At 34.0% G+C, this 17,512-nt stretch carries 19 protein-coding genes; 2 read left to right on the top strand and 17 right to left on the bottom strand.

What is annotated here, in order from left to right; all coding sequences use genetic code 11:
• Window positions 1-571: 571 nt before the first annotated feature.
• The 6 genes from AO843_RS12935 to AO843_RS12910 form a co-directional block, all read right to left on the bottom strand.
• Window positions 572-1,069: a DinB family protein gene (locus AO843_RS12935; protein ID WP_054611512.1), complete on the bottom strand. Its 498-nt coding sequence runs from the start codon at window positions 1,067-1,069 to the stop codon at window positions 572-574.
• A gap of 224 nt (window positions 1,070-1,293) precedes the next feature.
• A complete protein-coding gene (locus tag AO843_RS12930) occupies window positions 1,294-1,935 on the bottom strand; it encodes a DUF3885 domain-containing protein (protein WP_054611511.1) in 642 nt (213 codons plus the stop codon).
• A 269-nt stretch (window positions 1,936-2,204) separates the two neighbouring features.
• Complete coding sequence (locus AO843_RS12925; protein ID WP_054611510.1) at window positions 2,205-2,591, bottom strand: DUF5071 domain-containing protein; 387 nt, start codon at window positions 2,589-2,591, stop codon at window positions 2,205-2,207.
• A 77-nt stretch (window positions 2,592-2,668) separates the two neighbouring features.
• Window positions 2,669-3,142, bottom strand: a complete 474-nt coding sequence (locus AO843_RS12920; protein WP_054611509.1) for a hypothetical protein — start codon at window positions 3,140-3,142, stop codon at window positions 2,669-2,671.
• Window positions 3,143-3,259: 117 nt separating this feature from the next.
• On the bottom strand, window positions 3,260-4,027 hold the full coding sequence (locus AO843_RS12915; protein WP_054611508.1) for a kanamycin nucleotidyltransferase C-terminal domain-containing protein: 768 nt from the start codon (window positions 4,025-4,027) through the stop codon (window positions 3,260-3,262).
• Window positions 4,028-4,169: 142 nt separating this feature from the next.
• Window positions 4,170-5,054: a LysR family transcriptional regulator gene (locus AO843_RS12910; RefSeq protein ID WP_054611507.1), complete on the bottom strand. Its 885-nt coding sequence runs from the start codon at window positions 5,052-5,054 to the stop codon at window positions 4,170-4,172.
• 104 nt (window positions 5,055-5,158) lie between these two features.
• On the opposite strand from AO843_RS12910, the gene AO843_RS12905 reads away from it, so the two are divergent.
• Window positions 5,159-5,926, top strand: coding sequence for a sulfite exporter TauE/SafE family protein (locus AO843_RS12905; protein ID WP_054611506.1), 768 nt, complete (start codon window positions 5,159-5,161; stop codon window positions 5,924-5,926).
• A gap of 492 nt (window positions 5,927-6,418) precedes the next feature.
• Here AO843_RS12905 and AO843_RS12900 read toward each other — a convergent pair whose 3' ends face one another.
• Together AO843_RS12900 and AO843_RS12895 are read right to left on the bottom strand one after the other, a co-directional pair.
• Window positions 6,419-6,742, bottom strand: a complete 324-nt coding sequence (locus tag AO843_RS12900; RefSeq protein WP_231630143.1) for a stage III sporulation protein AH — start codon at window positions 6,740-6,742, stop codon at window positions 6,419-6,421.
• A 455-nt stretch (window positions 6,743-7,197) separates the two neighbouring features.
• Window positions 7,198-7,737: a GNAT family N-acetyltransferase gene (locus AO843_RS12895; protein WP_156313967.1), complete on the bottom strand. Its 540-nt coding sequence runs from the start codon at window positions 7,735-7,737 to the stop codon at window positions 7,198-7,200.
• Between the two features lie 358 nt (window positions 7,738-8,095).
• Here AO843_RS12895 and AO843_RS12890 point away from each other — a divergent pair, with 358 nt between their 5' ends.
• The gene (locus tag AO843_RS12890) at window positions 8,096-8,494 is read left to right on the top strand and encodes a hypothetical protein (protein WP_231630142.1); all 399 of its coding nucleotides are present in this window, start codon (window positions 8,096-8,098) and stop codon (window positions 8,492-8,494) included.
• 296 nt (window positions 8,495-8,790) lie between these two features.
• Here AO843_RS12890 and AO843_RS12885 read toward each other — a convergent pair whose 3' ends face one another.
• The 9 genes from AO843_RS12885 to AO843_RS12845 all read right to left on the bottom strand — a co-directional run bounded on the left by AO843_RS12885 (window position 8,791) and on the right by AO843_RS12845 (window position 17,512).
• Window positions 8,791-9,543, bottom strand: a complete 753-nt coding sequence (locus AO843_RS12885; protein ID WP_054611503.1) for an SDR family NAD(P)-dependent oxidoreductase — start codon at window positions 9,541-9,543, stop codon at window positions 8,791-8,793.
• Between the two features lie 114 nt (window positions 9,544-9,657).
• Window positions 9,658-10,959 carry an opine metallophore biosynthesis dehydrogenase gene (locus tag AO843_RS12880; protein WP_054611502.1) on the bottom strand — a complete coding sequence of 434 codons (1,302 nt, stop codon included), beginning with the start codon at window positions 10,957-10,959 and terminating at the stop codon, window positions 9,658-9,660.
• Window positions 10,960-10,982: 23 nt separating this feature from the next.
• Window positions 10,983-11,777, bottom strand: coding sequence for a nicotianamine synthase family protein (locus AO843_RS12875; RefSeq protein WP_054611501.1), 795 nt, complete (start codon window positions 11,775-11,777; stop codon window positions 10,983-10,985).
• 378 nt (window positions 11,778-12,155) lie between these two features.
• Window positions 12,156-13,247: a low temperature requirement protein A gene (locus tag AO843_RS12870; protein WP_054611500.1), complete on the bottom strand. Its 1,092-nt coding sequence runs from the start codon at window positions 13,245-13,247 to the stop codon at window positions 12,156-12,158.
• 212 nt (window positions 13,248-13,459) lie between these two features.
• The gene (hslO, locus tag AO843_RS12865; RefSeq protein WP_054611499.1) at window positions 13,460-14,338 is read right to left on the bottom strand and encodes an Hsp33 family molecular chaperone HslO; all 879 of its coding nucleotides are present in this window, start codon (window positions 14,336-14,338) and stop codon (window positions 13,460-13,462) included.
• A 347-nt stretch (window positions 14,339-14,685) separates the two neighbouring features.
• Window positions 14,686-15,123 (bottom strand): MarR family winged helix-turn-helix transcriptional regulator, encoded by a 438-nt coding sequence (locus AO843_RS12860; protein ID WP_054611498.1) that lies wholly within the window; start codon window positions 15,121-15,123, stop codon window positions 14,686-14,688.
• A 387-nt stretch (window positions 15,124-15,510) separates the two neighbouring features.
• Complete coding sequence (locus tag AO843_RS12855) at window positions 15,511-15,831, bottom strand: gluzincin family metallopeptidase (protein ID WP_156313964.1); 321 nt, start codon at window positions 15,829-15,831, stop codon at window positions 15,511-15,513.
• Between the two features lie 474 nt (window positions 15,832-16,305).
• Window positions 16,306-17,163, bottom strand: a complete 858-nt coding sequence (locus AO843_RS12850; protein WP_054611496.1) for a CPBP family intramembrane glutamic endopeptidase — start codon at window positions 17,161-17,163, stop codon at window positions 16,306-16,308.
• On the bottom strand, window positions 17,153-17,512 hold the full coding sequence (locus AO843_RS12845) for a hypothetical protein (protein ID WP_197278921.1): 360 nt from the start codon (window positions 17,510-17,512) through the stop codon (window positions 17,153-17,155). Before AO843_RS12845 ends, AO843_RS12850 begins: the two co-directional genes overlap by 11 nt.

Genomic DNA, 17,512 nt, shown 5'->3' with positions numbered 1-17,512 from the left:
TTATTTTTTCTCGACATAGAAAAATCCCCTTTAAGTATAATGTTATCTACAGCGTACTGTAGTTTTTTTAACATTGTCTACCTAAAGGGGATAATATCACATGTGTTGTTTGCTCTTGTTTTATTATTTATTTTTTCCTAAACACTGTTTGATAGCATTCATCTAAATGAATCACTTTTAAATCTCTTAAAGTTTCATATTTTTCAATTCAAAACTTTTCTATTGCACAACTATTTAGGTATTTCCGTTTAAATCTACGAATATTTTTCAACGAATATGTATTATGATTCATAAACATTCCGCTAAGTTTCACAATCTATAATAACTCCCGTTTCTTACGTTAATTAGAATGTTGTGGTTAGGGTATTTATTTGGGCAAGTGTTTGCAGTCGCTTTAAAGGGACAAATAGTATGGAACAACTAGCATAACTCCCATACCAAAGCTAGTATAGGAGTTATGCTTGTTTTTTTGATATAACAGTTTTTTAAAAATGGTGAATGGTGAATGCTATCTGTACAAAATTTGATTTTATACGTACGTCCTTACACTTATCGGATCAAGAAATTTAGTTTATTGGGTTTCCTCGTCAGCGGAGGGACCGTAGAAACCTGGAACAGGAATATCGAGAAGACGCAAATAAACCCCAAGCTGCGCCCGGTGATGGACCATATGGCTTATTCCGAAGGTACGTAACGCCATCGCTCGTGGCTCACGTCGTATGATATGGTCACCATGGCGAAGCATCCATTCTTCTCCGAGTGATTGTTCATCACATTCGACGAGTAATTTTTCTAATTTGCCGACGTTTGCATCAAACTCTTCTAGAATTTCAGATTGTTTTTCCAAAGGCTTCCGTCGCAGTGGCACGGTCGACAGATCAAAATCTGGGTACTGAAGAATCGCAATTTGCCAGTTTAGCAAGTTAATTAGGTGCGTGGCCAACTCGCCAAGCGCCATCGATTTCTCATGTGGCCTCCATGACATATGCTCTTCGGGTAAGCGTTCCAGAATGCGACGCGTAGTAGTCAGTTCATACATTATGTCACCGACAATTAGTTGTTTAACCATAAAATCCTCTCCTTCCTACTAGTTAGCATACTATAAATTCCAGTTAAGTAAAAACTGTTATAAATTTTGGCAATAAATATTAAAATATCACAATGCTAGTTATAAAAAAAATACCTCATATATGTAAATTCTCCTCTTCTAAACTACTCCATTAGCTCAATAAGAAAGAGCTGCCTACGCAACTCAATAATCTTCAAGTAGAGCCTCTGTTAGTTCACTAAGGATCATTTAAACAATTTATCTATTTCGTTTTTGTCATATTTTAATATCCAATCATTGTATGCATGATAAATGTCTCGTATAGATTCAGTTGAGGTAGCAAGCAAATCACATCCTCTATCATCGTAAACGTGAAAAATGGTTTTCCTTTTGATATTTAAAAAATATATCCTATGAAAAATACTTGGTTGGATTCCTAAATCCTGATTGCATATTGCTTTTAACAATGAAATGTACTTCAAATCAGATATTTTACATTCAAGAGTAAACCTATGTGTTTTATATTTTCCGTCCTCATCATCTTCGGGGAAAATATAAGGCATTTCTGTATGTTTCAATTTATATAAGATTGATTTATCATGGATAAATGGAGAAAAAATCCTCCCTTTGTGCTTATAAGATTTTCCATCACCAATATCATTCACATCAACTACAATTAAAATTTCCTCGCCTTGTAAATGAAGTGATTCGAACAGCGTGACAGCCCTTTTATAAACTTCCTGTATATAAAGACTATCTTCATAATTGTATTCACTATCCCAATCTACCCCTAGCTCAAACCGTATGCCGATTGCACAGTTATAAAACAAAGGTGGTTTAAGGATTAACGAAGGAAAATTTTCATTCATATAGTCATTTAAAAGCATATTTGCACCTCATTTATTTCTTTATTTACAACATTCCAAAAGATTCGGGACAGGTAGTTCAATTACAATGTTCGTGTTTTATTCAATACTAGAAGTATCCAGCTGATGGAGGAATAGCATTTACTAAGCATAAATACGAACATTTCATTTGATTTTTCATAATAAAGTTCGTTATTAATCCGCAGTCAGGATTTTTAAAAACAATCGCCTCCAACAATTTATAGCACACACCCCTCTTCGGTCCTTTTAATTGAAAAAGGGAATTTTTTTTAGATTGTTTCCAAGATCTCTTTTGCGATTTCATCAAGTTGTTCTGCGCGTTCATCATGTGTAGGTGTTTCAGCTACTCTTGTTAAATACTCTCTAAATTGAATTCTTGACTCTACTGGTAATTCGATAACCATAAAGTGCAAAATAAACCACTTCCAGTTTTCATCTTCTGCAGATAAAACATTCTGCACGTGTGGGACAATTTCTACTGGAAAAGTTAAAAGTAATTCTAATACGCTTGGTGCCACCGGCCAATTCATATCCTGAATCCATTCTAGGAGGTTAGGCAGTAAAGGCAATATTTTAGCTCTATCCATTTCTTTCATCATTTCTACTCGTTCATTATCAAATTTATGCCTTGGCAAAAGATCTTCTAAGTTTTCCATATGCAGCACTCCCTGTGACTTTTTATATGGCAATCTATTTATTTATCTGTCTTTATTAAAAGAATCTTCCTACTAGTTCAAGATGCTATTTTATATTTTTTAAGTAATTCAATGTATACATGGATTATCAGACGTGCTAATGGTGTAGTGAGGGGAAGTAAAATAAAAGCATATATTGAACCCCAAAAAAAGATATCACCAATTAACATTTGCCAATGGTATTCTCCCCCACGAATCAATACCCGAACAATATATTCACCTGTAACAGCTCCAAAAGTTCCGCTATATAGTGTGATAAATAATGCCGTTAGTAAGCTTATTAACCAGAGTTTCTTGTTTGAGACATTTTCTTTTTTGGTGAAATAACATCCTAATATCGCAAAGGCGAGTATAAAGGGAACAATCGTTGAGTAGTATAGCCAACTTTCGCCAAATAACGATGGGATGCCACCGGCTAAACGTTGTGCGACCAACATAAATATAAAGGAAATACTAAACGATAAACAAACTCCGAAAATAATGCCAATAGTTAGTCCTTTGGTAATTCTCATACCGATGCCTACCCCAGTCTCTCATTTATTCGCTTTTTAAGGTAAAAAAAGAACCAGGCTTCAGGTTTTGAGCAGCATGGCTCTTCATAGACCTTTTTTAATGTCATTCATTACTTACTATTCAAATGAAGGAAGCTCGTGAACTCTATATTTAATGCCAAGTTTTTCATACCATTCATTTAAACCGATCCATAAGCTTTCACATAACTGGTAGATGTATTCGATATCGCTTAGGTCACCACTCATAACACTTTTAGCTAGAGCAACATATCCATTAGGCTTAGAATCCATTGCTAGTGATTCCTCAAAAGTTCTAGCACGTGTACTATAATATTTCCTATTTGCGAGACCAATCATTTTTGCGGTTTGCCATGTTAAATCCTTCGCTCCCAAAGGTATATAAGAATAGTTTTGAGCAATGAAGTTATTTCTTATTTTAGCAATTGTTTCGTAAGGCTCCCAAATCATAAATTCCTTCATCGTTTCTCGAATTGCAGCATCAGAAACTTGTAAAGGGCGTTTTCGAACTTCTGCGAATATGTTTTGTGGATCATAAATAGGTAAAATATTTATAAAAATCCCCGCCTTGATGGCCCATGAATCATCCACCTTTATTGCTTGCTTAAAAAACGTTTGTTTTTGCTTGACACTAACTTCTATTTTAAATTTGTCGTAAATAAATTCGTGGCTATTAATGACTACTTCATCAGTTGTGATCACATGCAACTCAATATCAGAATAAGGCAAATCATTTTTTAATCCCATTGAGCCATATACACCAATGGCCAAGATATTTGTGGGATGGGCAATCAATAATCGCTCTTTTAATTCATTAATAATAGCTAATTTTTCTTTTTGGCTAGTAGCAAATGGAAATGATAACATACCTCTCTACCCTTTCTTTAAAAAATGATTTTGAGATAACGACCATGAATCTTAATTTGCTGTTTCTTCATTCCATCAGTGATAGGACGATATTAATCCCAATAGACAATCGAGAAATCAGCATACCATGTTCTCAATTTGGTTACTTTAATGTATTTAAATGAGTTTTCAAAAACTGAATAAACGGATATTCATCTATATCAGATTTGCGTGTACATATAAATAAACTTTGCTGAATATCCGTCTGCTCCACATATACTCGAGCTAGTTTTCCGTTTGATAGACTCTCTGTCACACTATAGGAGGGTGCTAAAGTCATTCCATACCCTGCTTCCACTACTTTAAGCGATTCATGTAAGCCTTGCATTTGAAGTCCTAATTTTGGCATGGGAGCATTGCATGTGTAAAATACCGCTTCCAATAAATCGAGTGTCGAGCTGCCACGTTCCCGAAAAATAAAGTCCTCGTTTGATAATTCGTAAATAGAAACAGTTTGATTTGCAAAAGAATGTGATGGATGGACAATAAACCAGAATGGGATATCTAATATCTTTTCAAACTGTAAATCTGTATGACCAATTTTACTTTGAACGACAAACCCGAAATCTACTTCATAATTCAGAACTTGCTCTTCCACAGATTTTACATTGCCTAACGATACAAAAAATTCAATGTGAGGATTAGCAAGTTTGTACTTTGCTATAATCGACGGCAGTAAATAATTAATTGGGATATAGGAGGAAGCAATATGTATTTTGTCTTCCTTTGCTAAAAATTTGCCTAGTCTCTCATCAACTTGTGCTTCTAGATAAAATAATCGAGTTCCCTGCTCGTATAAAAACCTTCCTGCAGGAGTTAATTGAATCCCACGTCCTTTGCCTTCAATCAATTTAGCCCCTATTTCATTTTCTAATTTCCGAATTTGAATGGTAACAGCTGGCTGACTAAGTAGCATACTATTTGCTGCTGCAGTAATTCCACCAAGCTTTGCTACAGTCGTAAATATCCTCAATGCATGCAAATTCATTTCATTCACACCTTTCTATCTATAAATTTAATTTATGAATAAGCAATTATTATATATTTGTTTTATGTATAGTTTACCAGTAATTTAAGTATAGAGGTGATTTGATGGAAATTTTACTACAGGAATGGGTATCAGTAAAAGGGTTTGTTTTATTTACTATTGGTTTACTCGCAGCAATAATAGGAGTTCTTTTCGGTGCAGCAGGCTTTATATTGATGCCTTCCATGTTACTGGTTGGCATTCCGATTCATACAACTGTTGCAGTCAATAAATTTGCGACAGGCATTTCAGCTCTATCAAATGTTGTTTCGTTTGTCATAAAAGGACATTTATCTTTAGAAAAATACGCTTCTTTAATTATGGTATCTAGTTTAGGAGGTGTATTTGGTGCATTTTTAGCCATCCTATTATCAGAAAAAATCATGAATGTGGTGGCATGTATAAGCTTAATTTTCGCATTTATTATTGTACTTTGCAGTAATAAATTGATTATAAAAGGTACAAAAGAAACACAGGAACAACCGATTAATAAGCTCATTCCGTTTGCCATTTCAATATATGATGGTGGTTTTGGACCAGGATCAGCTCTTATGAATATAACCTATTTCTTGAAAAAACAATATATCTATCTAAAAGCAGTTGAGTTAACAAGAATTATCTCGTTTTCAAGCTGTACAGGTGCCTTTCTCTATTATTATTTTACTGGTATTGTTAATTGGGGTATTGCCATTCCAGTTGCAATTGGCTCTATTGTTGGCTCTTTCTTAGGTTTAAAGATTATTCCTTTTATCAAAACAAAATGGATTCAAGTTATATTACCAATCATTTTTTTCTTTCTAATTGTTCAGGTCGTATCAGATTTAATAAAATAATCATTCTGCCAGTCAAATGACTTTTTACCGATAGTCACTGCGGGTGGATTCATACATAGGGACAGTAAATTTTTTATTTACTTTGTCCTTTCAAGGTAATCACTCTGTCTGCGATGGTTATTCATGAAGTTAAATAAACACCGACTATTTCATTTAGTCGGTGTTTTATACTAACCTGCAGCTTTAGTTTAAGTAAAAATGCTCTACTTCTTACTTAATACCCGAACCCGATAAATAGCTCCTTTAGCGAAGACAGACAATCTATTTAAATTTATGTCTCACACTTCGTTATTTATCCCATGGCTGCTCACCATATCTTTTTAGCATCACAACCTTTTACTCAAGTTACCACCTCATTAATCTTGGTATTCAGCACTAAAAAAACAATTTATTCAGTGATTTCAAAATTAACCATATTCACGGAATCAAAATGCTGCTTTAGTTCAAGAGAAAAAGAGCTGAATATGTAAAATGATCTAATTAATAACACGATTAGCTTAATAAAAAACGGTCCCATACATTTTCATCAACCATAAAAAAACCTCCATGCGAACACGCTGCAAGTAAACATTGGTCATCTTGATAAAACATTAAATCCTCCGGTAATTCGGGTGTTATCCATCCAAAAAGTGAATCGCTGCGTTCCTTCAGATACTGCGCAGTAGCATTATTTAAATGAAAATAAAAAACATATGCAGTATTTTCGCCAAGCGTTGTCGTCTCCCATTCACATTGAATTGTTCTTTCAATAAGGTGATAATTAATATCTGCTATTAATTCATCGACAATTGCTAGTCGCAATTCTTCATCGTCCATTAATTGTCTGTTTTCAACAAAGGCAAAAAGGTTACATTGACTCGCTAGTATCTCGATAAGCTGTTAATAACGTTGCCCTATTATATCTTCATTAATCTTTATCAATGTTAAATCCTCCTCATTCTCCTGCACTTGTGTAATTTAGGGCTCTCGCTAAATTTCTTTTGCAATAACCATATTATAACATTTACATTTCAGTTTTTCTGTCCCGTTAAACCAATAAAAAAGAGTTGCTGATGCAACTCAATGAGCTTTAATTAAAATCACCGTTAGGACAAGAAGCTGTTGCTTTCATTGAACAATCACCTTCTTTGACTTTAGTATTTTCTTCTTTTACAGTCTTCTAAAAAAGTGTTTTGATTTCATTGGTTGCAATAACTATATCCGAAGAATGACTTTTTCTTCTTAGAAGCGTGTGTACTAGACACATCAACGTTGTTGTCTACTTAAAAAGCTTATTTTGCGTTTATAAAGTAAACGAGTTGATCAGTCCATTTGTCGTCCTCGTATATGAACCCTTTCCTTGTGCATTCATAAATCATTCCAACACTTTCAGCCAACCTTATAGACGCTATATTATCAAGGTTTATATGAGCTTCTATGCGATGATAATTTAATTTTTCAAACGCTAGATCTATGGCTGCATTTACAGCCTCTTTACCATAACCTTTTCTCCAAAAGTGGTTATGAATTGTATAACCAAACCTGGCCCATTGAAATTCTTCCCTCATTATTGTAGAAAAATCTATAAAGCCAATATGAGTATTATCTTCCTTTCTAAACACGCCAAAAACATATACTTTGTCATCCATCGCCATCTGATGATGTTTAGCAATTAAATCACGAAACCATTCTTTCGTACAAATGCTCATATCTAATTTACCTTCATCGTATTTATGTTGCGAAGGTAAACGATTTTCATATTGGGTGAGCCAAGAAGAATAATCTCCCTCTTCTAATAATCGAATAACTAATCTTTCTGTGTAAGTTCTCATCTTATTCAATCGAACACCTCGTCTTGAAATATTTCCTATTCTTATAAAATATATTCGATATAAGAAAATTATCTCCTTCAACTAGATAGTTAGTAAAAAAAGCATTTCAATTTAGAAATGTTCAACAATATTTTTTCTTTAAAATGTCTATAGAAGTTTAATTTCTGCACACCTATGGATTTGCCTATACGGTGCATCAGATACTGTATTCCTCCACAGCGATGTGTGAACTACATTCTGGAGTTTCTAAAGCGCATTCATTTTAGATTTGGAAAGGAACGTTAACACACCATCATTATTACCTCTTATAAACTATAGTTGTAACTTTTGGAAAAAGTTTCACGTCTATATAAAAGAGGTGAAAGGATTGAAAATAAAAAATTTATACAATGGTTTATTTGTATTAGGTTTATTGATGATTACAGGATGCAACATTCAAGGGGAAACTACAACAATATCAATTGATAGCATAGATGCAAAAGAAGTTTTAACATTAGATACTGAGGCTGATATTTTTCAGTATGATGGAATTATCTACAAAACTAATATTGATTGGCTGAATGAATTGTCTTTAACAAAAAATGTTCAAATCGGTGAAATAAAAACAAAAAATAATACAAATACAGATTTTAAAGATGAAATGTCAAATAAACTCCCTATTGGGACAAAGATTTTTTCCACCAAGGAAAGAGGAGATATTTTAATCGTTGAAATTGAAGGGAAAATAACTAAATATCTTGCCATTGTTGAAGGATAAACAAAATATCTTATTCAATCCGTCAGCGTGCATTTCAACAGAGATTTTACATTTTTTTAATACTCTCTTCTTCTATCATTACTTGCATGTATGTATGTATTAAATTTTCTAATTTCTCTGTGTTGTACGATATATTTTTACTTAAATGGTTTGTGATAAAAAGGTTCGTTTAAAATAGATTTCAGTCACCCCTATATTAAAGTGAAAATTTTAATAGCCTTGCTACAGTTAATTGTAGTAAGGCTATTAATAGGTTTTTATTTTTATCCAATTAAATATAAGATATGATTGCTTAATTATCTCCCACCACTAACATTAATAATTTCTCCGAGCATGTAATTGGAAGCATCCGAAGAAAGAAAGGCTATTACCTCTGCTATTTCCATAGGTGTGGCAGCTCGTTTAATAGGCACAGTAGAAGCCATACGCTCAAGTCGATTATCGCCAGGAGCGAATTTATCATGAAAAGGTGTTTCTACCATCCCAGGTGCTACCCCGTTTACGATAATTCCATTGTCAATTAGCTCCCTGGACATGCCAATCGTCATTGTATTTATCGCCCCTTTAGCAGATGCATAATGAATACTTTCTCCAGCCCCTCCGATTCGTGCAGCAGCTGAAGAGACATTAATAATTTTTCCGGATTTTTTGGGAATCATATGTCTTAAAACAGCTTGGGAGCATAAGAGAACACTAGTAACATTTAATTTAAACGTTTCTTCCCATAGCTCTTCACTCATATCCATAAATGTACTTGGGCAGAGACCACCACCAGCGTTATTAACTAAAACGTCAATCGTGCCAAAAGAAGAAATAGCTTGTTCAACCATTGTGTTCACTTCTTCTTTATTCATCACATCAGCTTGAATGGCAATTGCCTCTCCATCATTTTCAAGAATACGTTGGACGGCTTCGGTGGCCCCACTCACATTTGAATGATAATTAATAATTACTTTAGCCCCTTTAGATGCCAGCAATTCGGCGGTGGCAAGCCCAATACCTGAGCTTGCCCCTGTGATGAGAATAACCTTTCCTGATAAGTTATGCATAACCTCTCTCCTAACATAGTGTCTTTAATAGATAGTTATTCTACAGATTACATCGTTAAACCTTTTGAGGAAGATAGTTTGCTTCATTCAGTGTTTCTTGCTGTATTTATAGTATTATTGTGGGTTTTTACTTAATCCGTTACATATCATCTCTATATCTTGTGAAAAGGATTTTACTTGGAAGGCTTCTGAATATGTTTTATGTGCAGATGTAGCTACTACTTGTTGCAATTTTTCTTCATAGGTTTGTACAAGATGATCAAGTGTTGGACTTTTCAATTTCAGGGCTTTGGCAATCCCTTGAATGATTTTTACACGGTAGTAATCCTCTTTTGGCATTCTCGGAATATCCCATTCACCATCATGATTAATAAAAATCCTTCTAAGAGGCACTGCTGAGAAATCAAAATATTTACCTTCTTGATTTGGTTTAGAGTATGGATCAATTAATAGGGATGCATACCGAATATAGAGTAGATACTCTTGATGTATGGACTCAAGTTTAATAAAATTCTCTATTTCTTGTCGGTCTATACTTTTGGGAAGTAATGGATAATTATCATCTACCATAAACCTTAATAGATTTAGAGGTTGAATATGGAAGTAATTCACAATCGCCATCATTTCTTTCCAATAATTTAATAAATAACGGATTGTTGTATAAGTAATAGGACCCTCAGGATAAAGTTTATATACATACTTTGGCGTGTTTTGCTCATCAAATATTGCTTGTAATGAAAATTCATTCATAAATAAGGGAGGATGCACGTATAAAGAAATATTTCTTGTTTCTGCTTCGAGCGGAGATGCTACTTTTTTCAATTGAATCCCTAAACGATTAAATAATAAAGATAATTCATTCAATCTTTGCGATTTTGAACAAGTTGAACCAATAAAAACTGTTTTCTTGACCCCTGTTGTCAATACTTCATTTGATGGGATGTCATCGAACCATCTTGTATCTCCATAATAGGTTGAAAAACTAATTACCTCAGCCTGGGGTGATAGTTTCTTGAGGAAACTTTTTATTAAATGACTAGAGCCAAATGTTGGAGAAATTAATATAAAACAGCTAACATCCTTTAACACTTTGGCATCAAGTTGTGCTAAAACGGATAGGTAGGAGTCTGTAGTAACACTTAGTACAACCGTATCCCAAATTCCGTGTATTGTATGATAACCCTCAAATAACGCATCAATTGTACATTCTCCTGCGACAGGTTGATGTTGTTTATTTTGTATAAAAACCTTAAGTGCAAGCTGATGTTGAACAATAGTTTCAAAGAAAATTTTAGAGCGCAAGGATTCTCGGCCTGCGATAGCTACTTTACCATTAAAATAATTTTTGAAATTCACAGCTAATTGAATAACTGTTGGCCCTGTTCCTAACAGTAAAACCTTATTAAAATAACTCATAGCCTTCTCCTCATCTATATAAGTCATTGTACTTTTTGATATAAAACAACATCAAACACACTTTGAGGATGTATAATTTTCTCTATTAATTGCCATTTGGTTTCGTCTACTTTTTGCATGGGATAATTAAAAAGTGACTTTAGCCCATCTCCATAACGCATAGCAATACGTACATCTTTATTTGTTACATTATATAATTGGTCCAATATGTCATATTTACTGTAAACAGTTGAACTAAAAATAATATGACTAATTTGTTTTATAACTCCGAGTTCTGCTACTGTCTTATTGTCAATTTGAATGGATAAATGATTTCCCAATTTATTTACTACATGTTTTCCTAATCGGATTGCTTCCTCATCAAGATCAATTCCAAAAACTTCAGCGCCTGTTCGTTCCGCAATCATTAATAATGTTATAGGGAAAGAACCAGATCCTACCATGAGCACCTTTGACTGGCTAGTCATTTGAAAACTCACAGATTCTTTTTCAATGCAATTTTCAATGTTACGAAAATAATCCGTGAACGCCTCATTCTCATTACTTAAGACTAAGGCTCGATACTTTTCCATGATTTGGACGCAAACAGAAGAGTTATTTCTTAGATTCTCAACTAATGATACTATCTCGATGGATTGTTCTAAATTAGTCCATTGACTTTCATTGTCATGATTTATAATAAAGGAAGAATATTCATCGATTATTTCACACAACGCTGAGTACTCATCCATTAATTGATCATAATTTTGATTGATAAATACCTTAAATTTTTTATCAAAGTAATGTAATTTCTTTAAAAATGCATCGATATCTTTCACTTGCCCCACTCCTATTTTAGAGGATTAAAGTTCAATATATGCCATACCCTTTATTACTATTTCAATGATATCTATACTTTAATGGCTCAGTATAAGTGGTGAAAAATTTCAAAAAACTGTATATGATGAATCTTGATTTTTTACTATCTACAAAATTAAAAAGGCCACGAATGTTGATCATCCGTAGCCTTAGCCCATTCAATTAAATTTGATATCGTCTTCTTTGGCTCATAGGAGGTCGAAAACGATTAATGAAATACTTTCAATTTTCATTTAAAAGGGCCATCCCTTCATGTTAAGAACAATGGGGTTCCTTAGCGATTTTAGTTTTTTAGTACCTAAGTAAAGCTGTTTGTTAAGAGATCACTAGCATCCTATTCAAGTCGTTGTTAATTTAGCATAGATCATAAAAAACAACGTCATTTCTCCCATGATTACAACGTTTGGCACTTCTACTATCAAATTAATAATAAAGAAAGTGGCTAAGATTCCAATAAATAATGCTAAATGATAAAGGGTTAAACGATCTTGTTTAAACCTATATTGATGAAAAACGATAGTAGTTGTCATGAAATATAGGCATACGGAGCCGAATATAAAATATAAATCAAATTCATAACGAGCCTCATTTAGAAATAGAAGCTTGATGGAAGCGGCAATCATGCTCAAAGACATTAATACGAAAAGATGGCCATAAATAATGGTCTGACCTGATGTTTCGATTGATTTGTCCACTTTCTTTTCTACATTTTCGAAATACTGCCACCACATCGAAACAATTAAAATAAACGAGATGATTGAAAATAAAATAGAATCCCAATCCCCTTTTTGTGGCTGCAGCACATACAAGGTGCTAACAACTGATTCTCCGAAAAGGATTAATGTTAATGAAGCAAAACGTTCGAATAAATGCGATGTATTAGACGGAGCCTTCACCAAATATTTACGTCCCCAAAAAGGTACAAGGATATCAATCAGAATGCCTATATACAATATGCTATAACGAATCCATGAATCAAATAAGATAGAAAAACAGGATATGATTATGCCAATCCAAAAACGAGTACCTAAATAGTGAGCAACTTTCTTCCTATTGCCTTCTTCAAAACGATGAACAACTAGATATTGGATTGCTGTAAGGGCTCTTAATCCAATATAGCCAATTAGAAACGGCAAATAGTATTGATCAAAGTTAACCGATAAGCTAGATGTCATAATAAGGACAAATAGCATCTGAAATATTGTAAAAATCCTTTGGTGTAAAAAATCCTGTCCAAAACGATTAATAAACAATGTTTGTCCTACCCAAGACCACCAAATAGGGATAAATATTAAAACAAACTTCAAAAAATACTCTGGGCGTATTTCCCCTTTTTCAACATGTAGTAATACATTCGTGGCAGTTGAAACAGCTGCTACAAAAATCAAATCATAAAAAAGTTCTAACCATGTTATTTTCTTTTCTTCCATATCATCATACTCCTTCAAATCCTATTAGCTAATCATATAATAAAATGCTTTTCTTAATAAAGAGCCTGTTTAAGCCTAGAACAAAAAATTTTATGCAAACAAAAAAGGAACTGAAGTCAGTTCCTTTTTTATCGATATCATTCATTTTTAATAATGAAGTGTATTGCTATGTTTTTCGCGCTAGGTTACGAATGCTGAAAATGTACTTTAGATTAAACGGCTTGTTCTAACATTGCTTCTAATTCACTTTTGTTAAATTGATAAGTTTCATTACAGAAATGACATTGTGTCTCTGCTTGTCCATCTGTATTGATCATATCTTGGAGTTCTTCGCTTCCTAAGCTTACTAGCACATTCGTGGAGCGATCTTTTGAGCAAGTGCATTGGAATAGGACTTCTTGTGTTTCGAGAATTTTTACATTCCCCTCTCCTACAACCATTGTTAGGATTTCTTCTGGTGTTAGACCATCACGTACCATTGCTGAAATCGTTGGAATACTTTCTAAACGCTTTTCAATTTCTTCAATAATTTCTGCTGCCGTGCCAGGTAATGCTTGAATAATAAAGCCCCCTGCTGCTTGGATTGTATTATCGGGGTTGACGATAACCCCTACTCCTACGGAAGAAGGAATTTGCTCAGACTGTGCTAAATAGTATGTGAAATCTTCCCCTAATTCCCCTGAAATAATAGGTACTTGTCCTACAAAGGGGTGTTGTAGTCCGATATCTTTTGAAATGGTTACCATACCATCTGTTCCTACGGCTCTTCTAACATCTAATTTCCCAATACTGTTTAGGGGGAAATGTGTTTGCGGGTTTGTTACATATCCTCGTACTTTACCATTTGCGTTAGCGTCGACAAGGATTGTACCTAAATCACCCCCACCATTTATACGAATGGTTAATTTATCTTCATTTTTTAACATAGAACCAAGCATCACGCCGAAAGTCATTGAACGTCCTAACGCTGCTGATGCAGTCGGCCATGTATAGTGACGATGTTGTGCTTCACCTACTGTATCGACTGTTCTTGCTGCTATAACCCGAACTTGTCCGTTATATGCTAAACCTTTCACTAAATAATCCTTCATTATTATCTCTCATTTCTTCAATTTTTTAATAGATGGATCGGCGTTCCGCTTAATAAATCAGCATCTTCTGACGCCCCTAGCCCAACAATTTGCCCATCGACGATTCAACAATCCGATTATCGTGCTATTCATTTACCTAAGCCCTCAGTTGCTTATCATGCGAGTGCCCGACTATAAATCATTTAAGGGGATTTGATCTCTTTCACATATCCATGATAACGATAGGTCACTTATTCCTATCGAAGACCAACATAAATCATCGTTTTGATGGGACAAAAACCGCTGATAGAAAACAAATAGTTCAATTATGAACTATAAGGGGAAATAAAAGTTAGAACATATCTGCTCTAACTTAAATTACCTAACATTTTTTGGAGTAAAGTAAAAGAAGTAGCTTTTTCCTCCTCACTGAATCCATGAAACATTTTGTTTGTAAGATGATCAAAGATTTCTTCAAAATATTTCTGGACATCCAGTGCTTTTTTAGTTGCAACAGCATACATTACTCGTTTGTCCTCACTATGTCCTTCTTTTACAAGATAACCAGTCTTAACTAAACGGATAATCATTTCTGTAATCGTTGATTTTTGTTTGAGCATTGTATCACAAATACATTTAATTTGTATGCGTCCACCATTTTTGTACACAATGTATAACAACATAAAATGGCTTGGGGCTAAGTCAGTATAGCCTAATCGTTTTAACTCTTGCTTTAGTTCATCTTGTACAGCAGTAGAAATTATGGAATTAAATAAAATTGCTTCATGTGATTGTGTATCTGCCATTCGTATCACCGCCTTTAGAATAGTTCAATTTTGAAGTTATTTCAACTAATAGACTCATTTTAATGGACTTCACTTTCTTTCTCAATGATTTTTTGATTCGCAATTTATGAGCGGATACGAATGTTGAGAAACTATTTGCCCTAAGTCCTTTTTCGGATTTCACAAGGCAACTACCACACGAGCTGTTCAGGCCTATACGACGGGATGTAAAATTACAATTAAATAAAATAGTGCATCTGCTTTTATTGTAAAAAAGATCTGCATAACAATAGAAGAGTATACCTTTATTTAACCCGTAGAGTTGTTCACTATTGTAGGGGAATATTACCTCTATTTAACAGTTAAAAAAGTAGTAACATCCAATCTTTGTATCTCTTTATAAATTTCTTATTCTTCATTTTTAGTTTTATCTAGTTTTAACCACCCCTTAAATACGGAATCATCTTCTAAATCAAAATAATATTTTGTGAATCGCGCGAATTCCGTGGAATCGATTTCTTTATAGTTATAAAATTGATAATAACTTTTTAAAAATTGTTCAATGTCTTTTATTTCTTCATTATTCTGAAATAAATCCCAGAGCATTGCAGGAGATTTTCCATAGACATATGCACTCATATCGGAATGGTATTCATCAAGTGGTAAATTTACTGGAAGCACAAGGTCTGGATTAATGTTGTAGATAGTATAGGGTTTGCTCAGATTCAATTTTTTAAAGTCGAATAGATTTGTAGCAAATACCGTGAAGCCTTCAGCCAGTAAACCAGCCTTAAAACGTTGTCAAACCAACGATGTATAAAATTCTGTATACACAATGATTCATGATTCAAACGAAAAGGCAGTAACGTCAAGGGTTGATCCTTTGTCTTTACTGCCTTTTCCTGGTGTTATGTCAACTCGTATTGCATGGAGTTGTATAGGGTGAGGGTTAAAAACATGATTTACAAGCCTGCCATTGGCGAAAAAAATAAGAAGGCAAAGTGATTGTGAATGGTGAACAATATACAATGATTCTAAGTGATTATGAGCAGAAAGAAGAAAAAGTTGAATTTAGTAGCAAACATTCTTCCGATATAAAAGAACTGTCGTAAGTAAGGAGACCTTCCCCACCCAAGAATTCTTTAAATCCTAGAAATCTTGGTAGATTAATGGCTTCTAGAACTTTTTTCACCGCTAAAATTTTTAAACGATGGCTGTTGTAGTCGATTTTGAAACAAGTTCTCTCTCCAGCTTTTTTCGCTTAGTTCGCAATAAAAGCCCTACCATTAGGTAAAGCATTGTAGTAATAATGCCTGCCGTTGGAGAAACAAGAAATTCTTTTCCCTGAGTAATTTTGATATATCCATCAAGAATAAGTGGATTCACAAGCGCATCTTCTGTCATATGCATAAGGACAAGTGGCCAAATACTTTTCGTCATTAAATAAATTTCTGTATACATGACTGTCCAGCAAATCATCGTCACAATACCTATCAACGCAAATAGCCACCTATTTACAGGAATTACACTGAAGATATCACTTTCTGATAAGAACACTAAAAAATACGGAATATGCCACGCTCCCCAAACACCACCAACAATAAAATACAACCAAAAATCATTTACCTTTAACGTTAAAAGTTTACTTGTCAAATAACCTCTCCAAACGGATTCCTCAAAAAAGTTTTTAACAAATTGGAGCAGTAAACCACCAACAAAAACTGAAATTAATACATCTAAATTAAAATCCGAAAAATCCATCCAGCCAAATATATAGCTTACTAATAAAACTACAGAAGTTATTACAGGATAAATCAGGAACGAGACAATATACCATTTTATGTTACCTTTCAAATTAGGTAATAAGCCTATATCTCGCCACCCATCTCCTGCAAAGACACGTAACAGTATAGTTGTCAGAAATGGAAATACTAGCCAAATGCCCATCCCAAGCGTGTCACCTTTAGGCTGTTCAGAGATGAAATGATCTACAAAAACACCAAGCCAGCCACATAGCAAGACAACAACTATAAAGATTATTAAGTTCCGTTTAGTTTTCATTATCAATCCGCCTCCATGTTTTCAAGAATTGAAATAACCCACATTGAATTGGAAAAAGAGTTTCAGGATGCAGCGCAATGTATTGGGTGATTCCTTGTATAGAACACCAAAATGCTACCGCAAGCGCTTCAGCATTTCCCTGTTTAATTTCACCTAACAATTGCCCCTTTTCTATTAACGGAATACTCTTTTTTATTAATTTATCTGCTTCCGTAAGAATTTCTTTTAAATCTTCCGTTAAGGAATCAAGATGTTGTGCATTTTCCATTAGCACAAACATTTTTGCAGCAGACGGGTGTGTACGGATCATGTCAAACAAATCCTCAGCAGCCGCTGTAAATATTGCCAA

Source organism: Lysinibacillus sp. ZYM-1, assembly GCF_001308875.1.
Taxonomy (GTDB): domain Bacteria; phylum Bacillota; class Bacilli; order Bacillales_A; family Planococcaceae; genus Lysinibacillus.
Note: the sequence above shows the minus strand (reverse complement) of the source record. Positions and strands in the feature narration are given on the sequence as shown.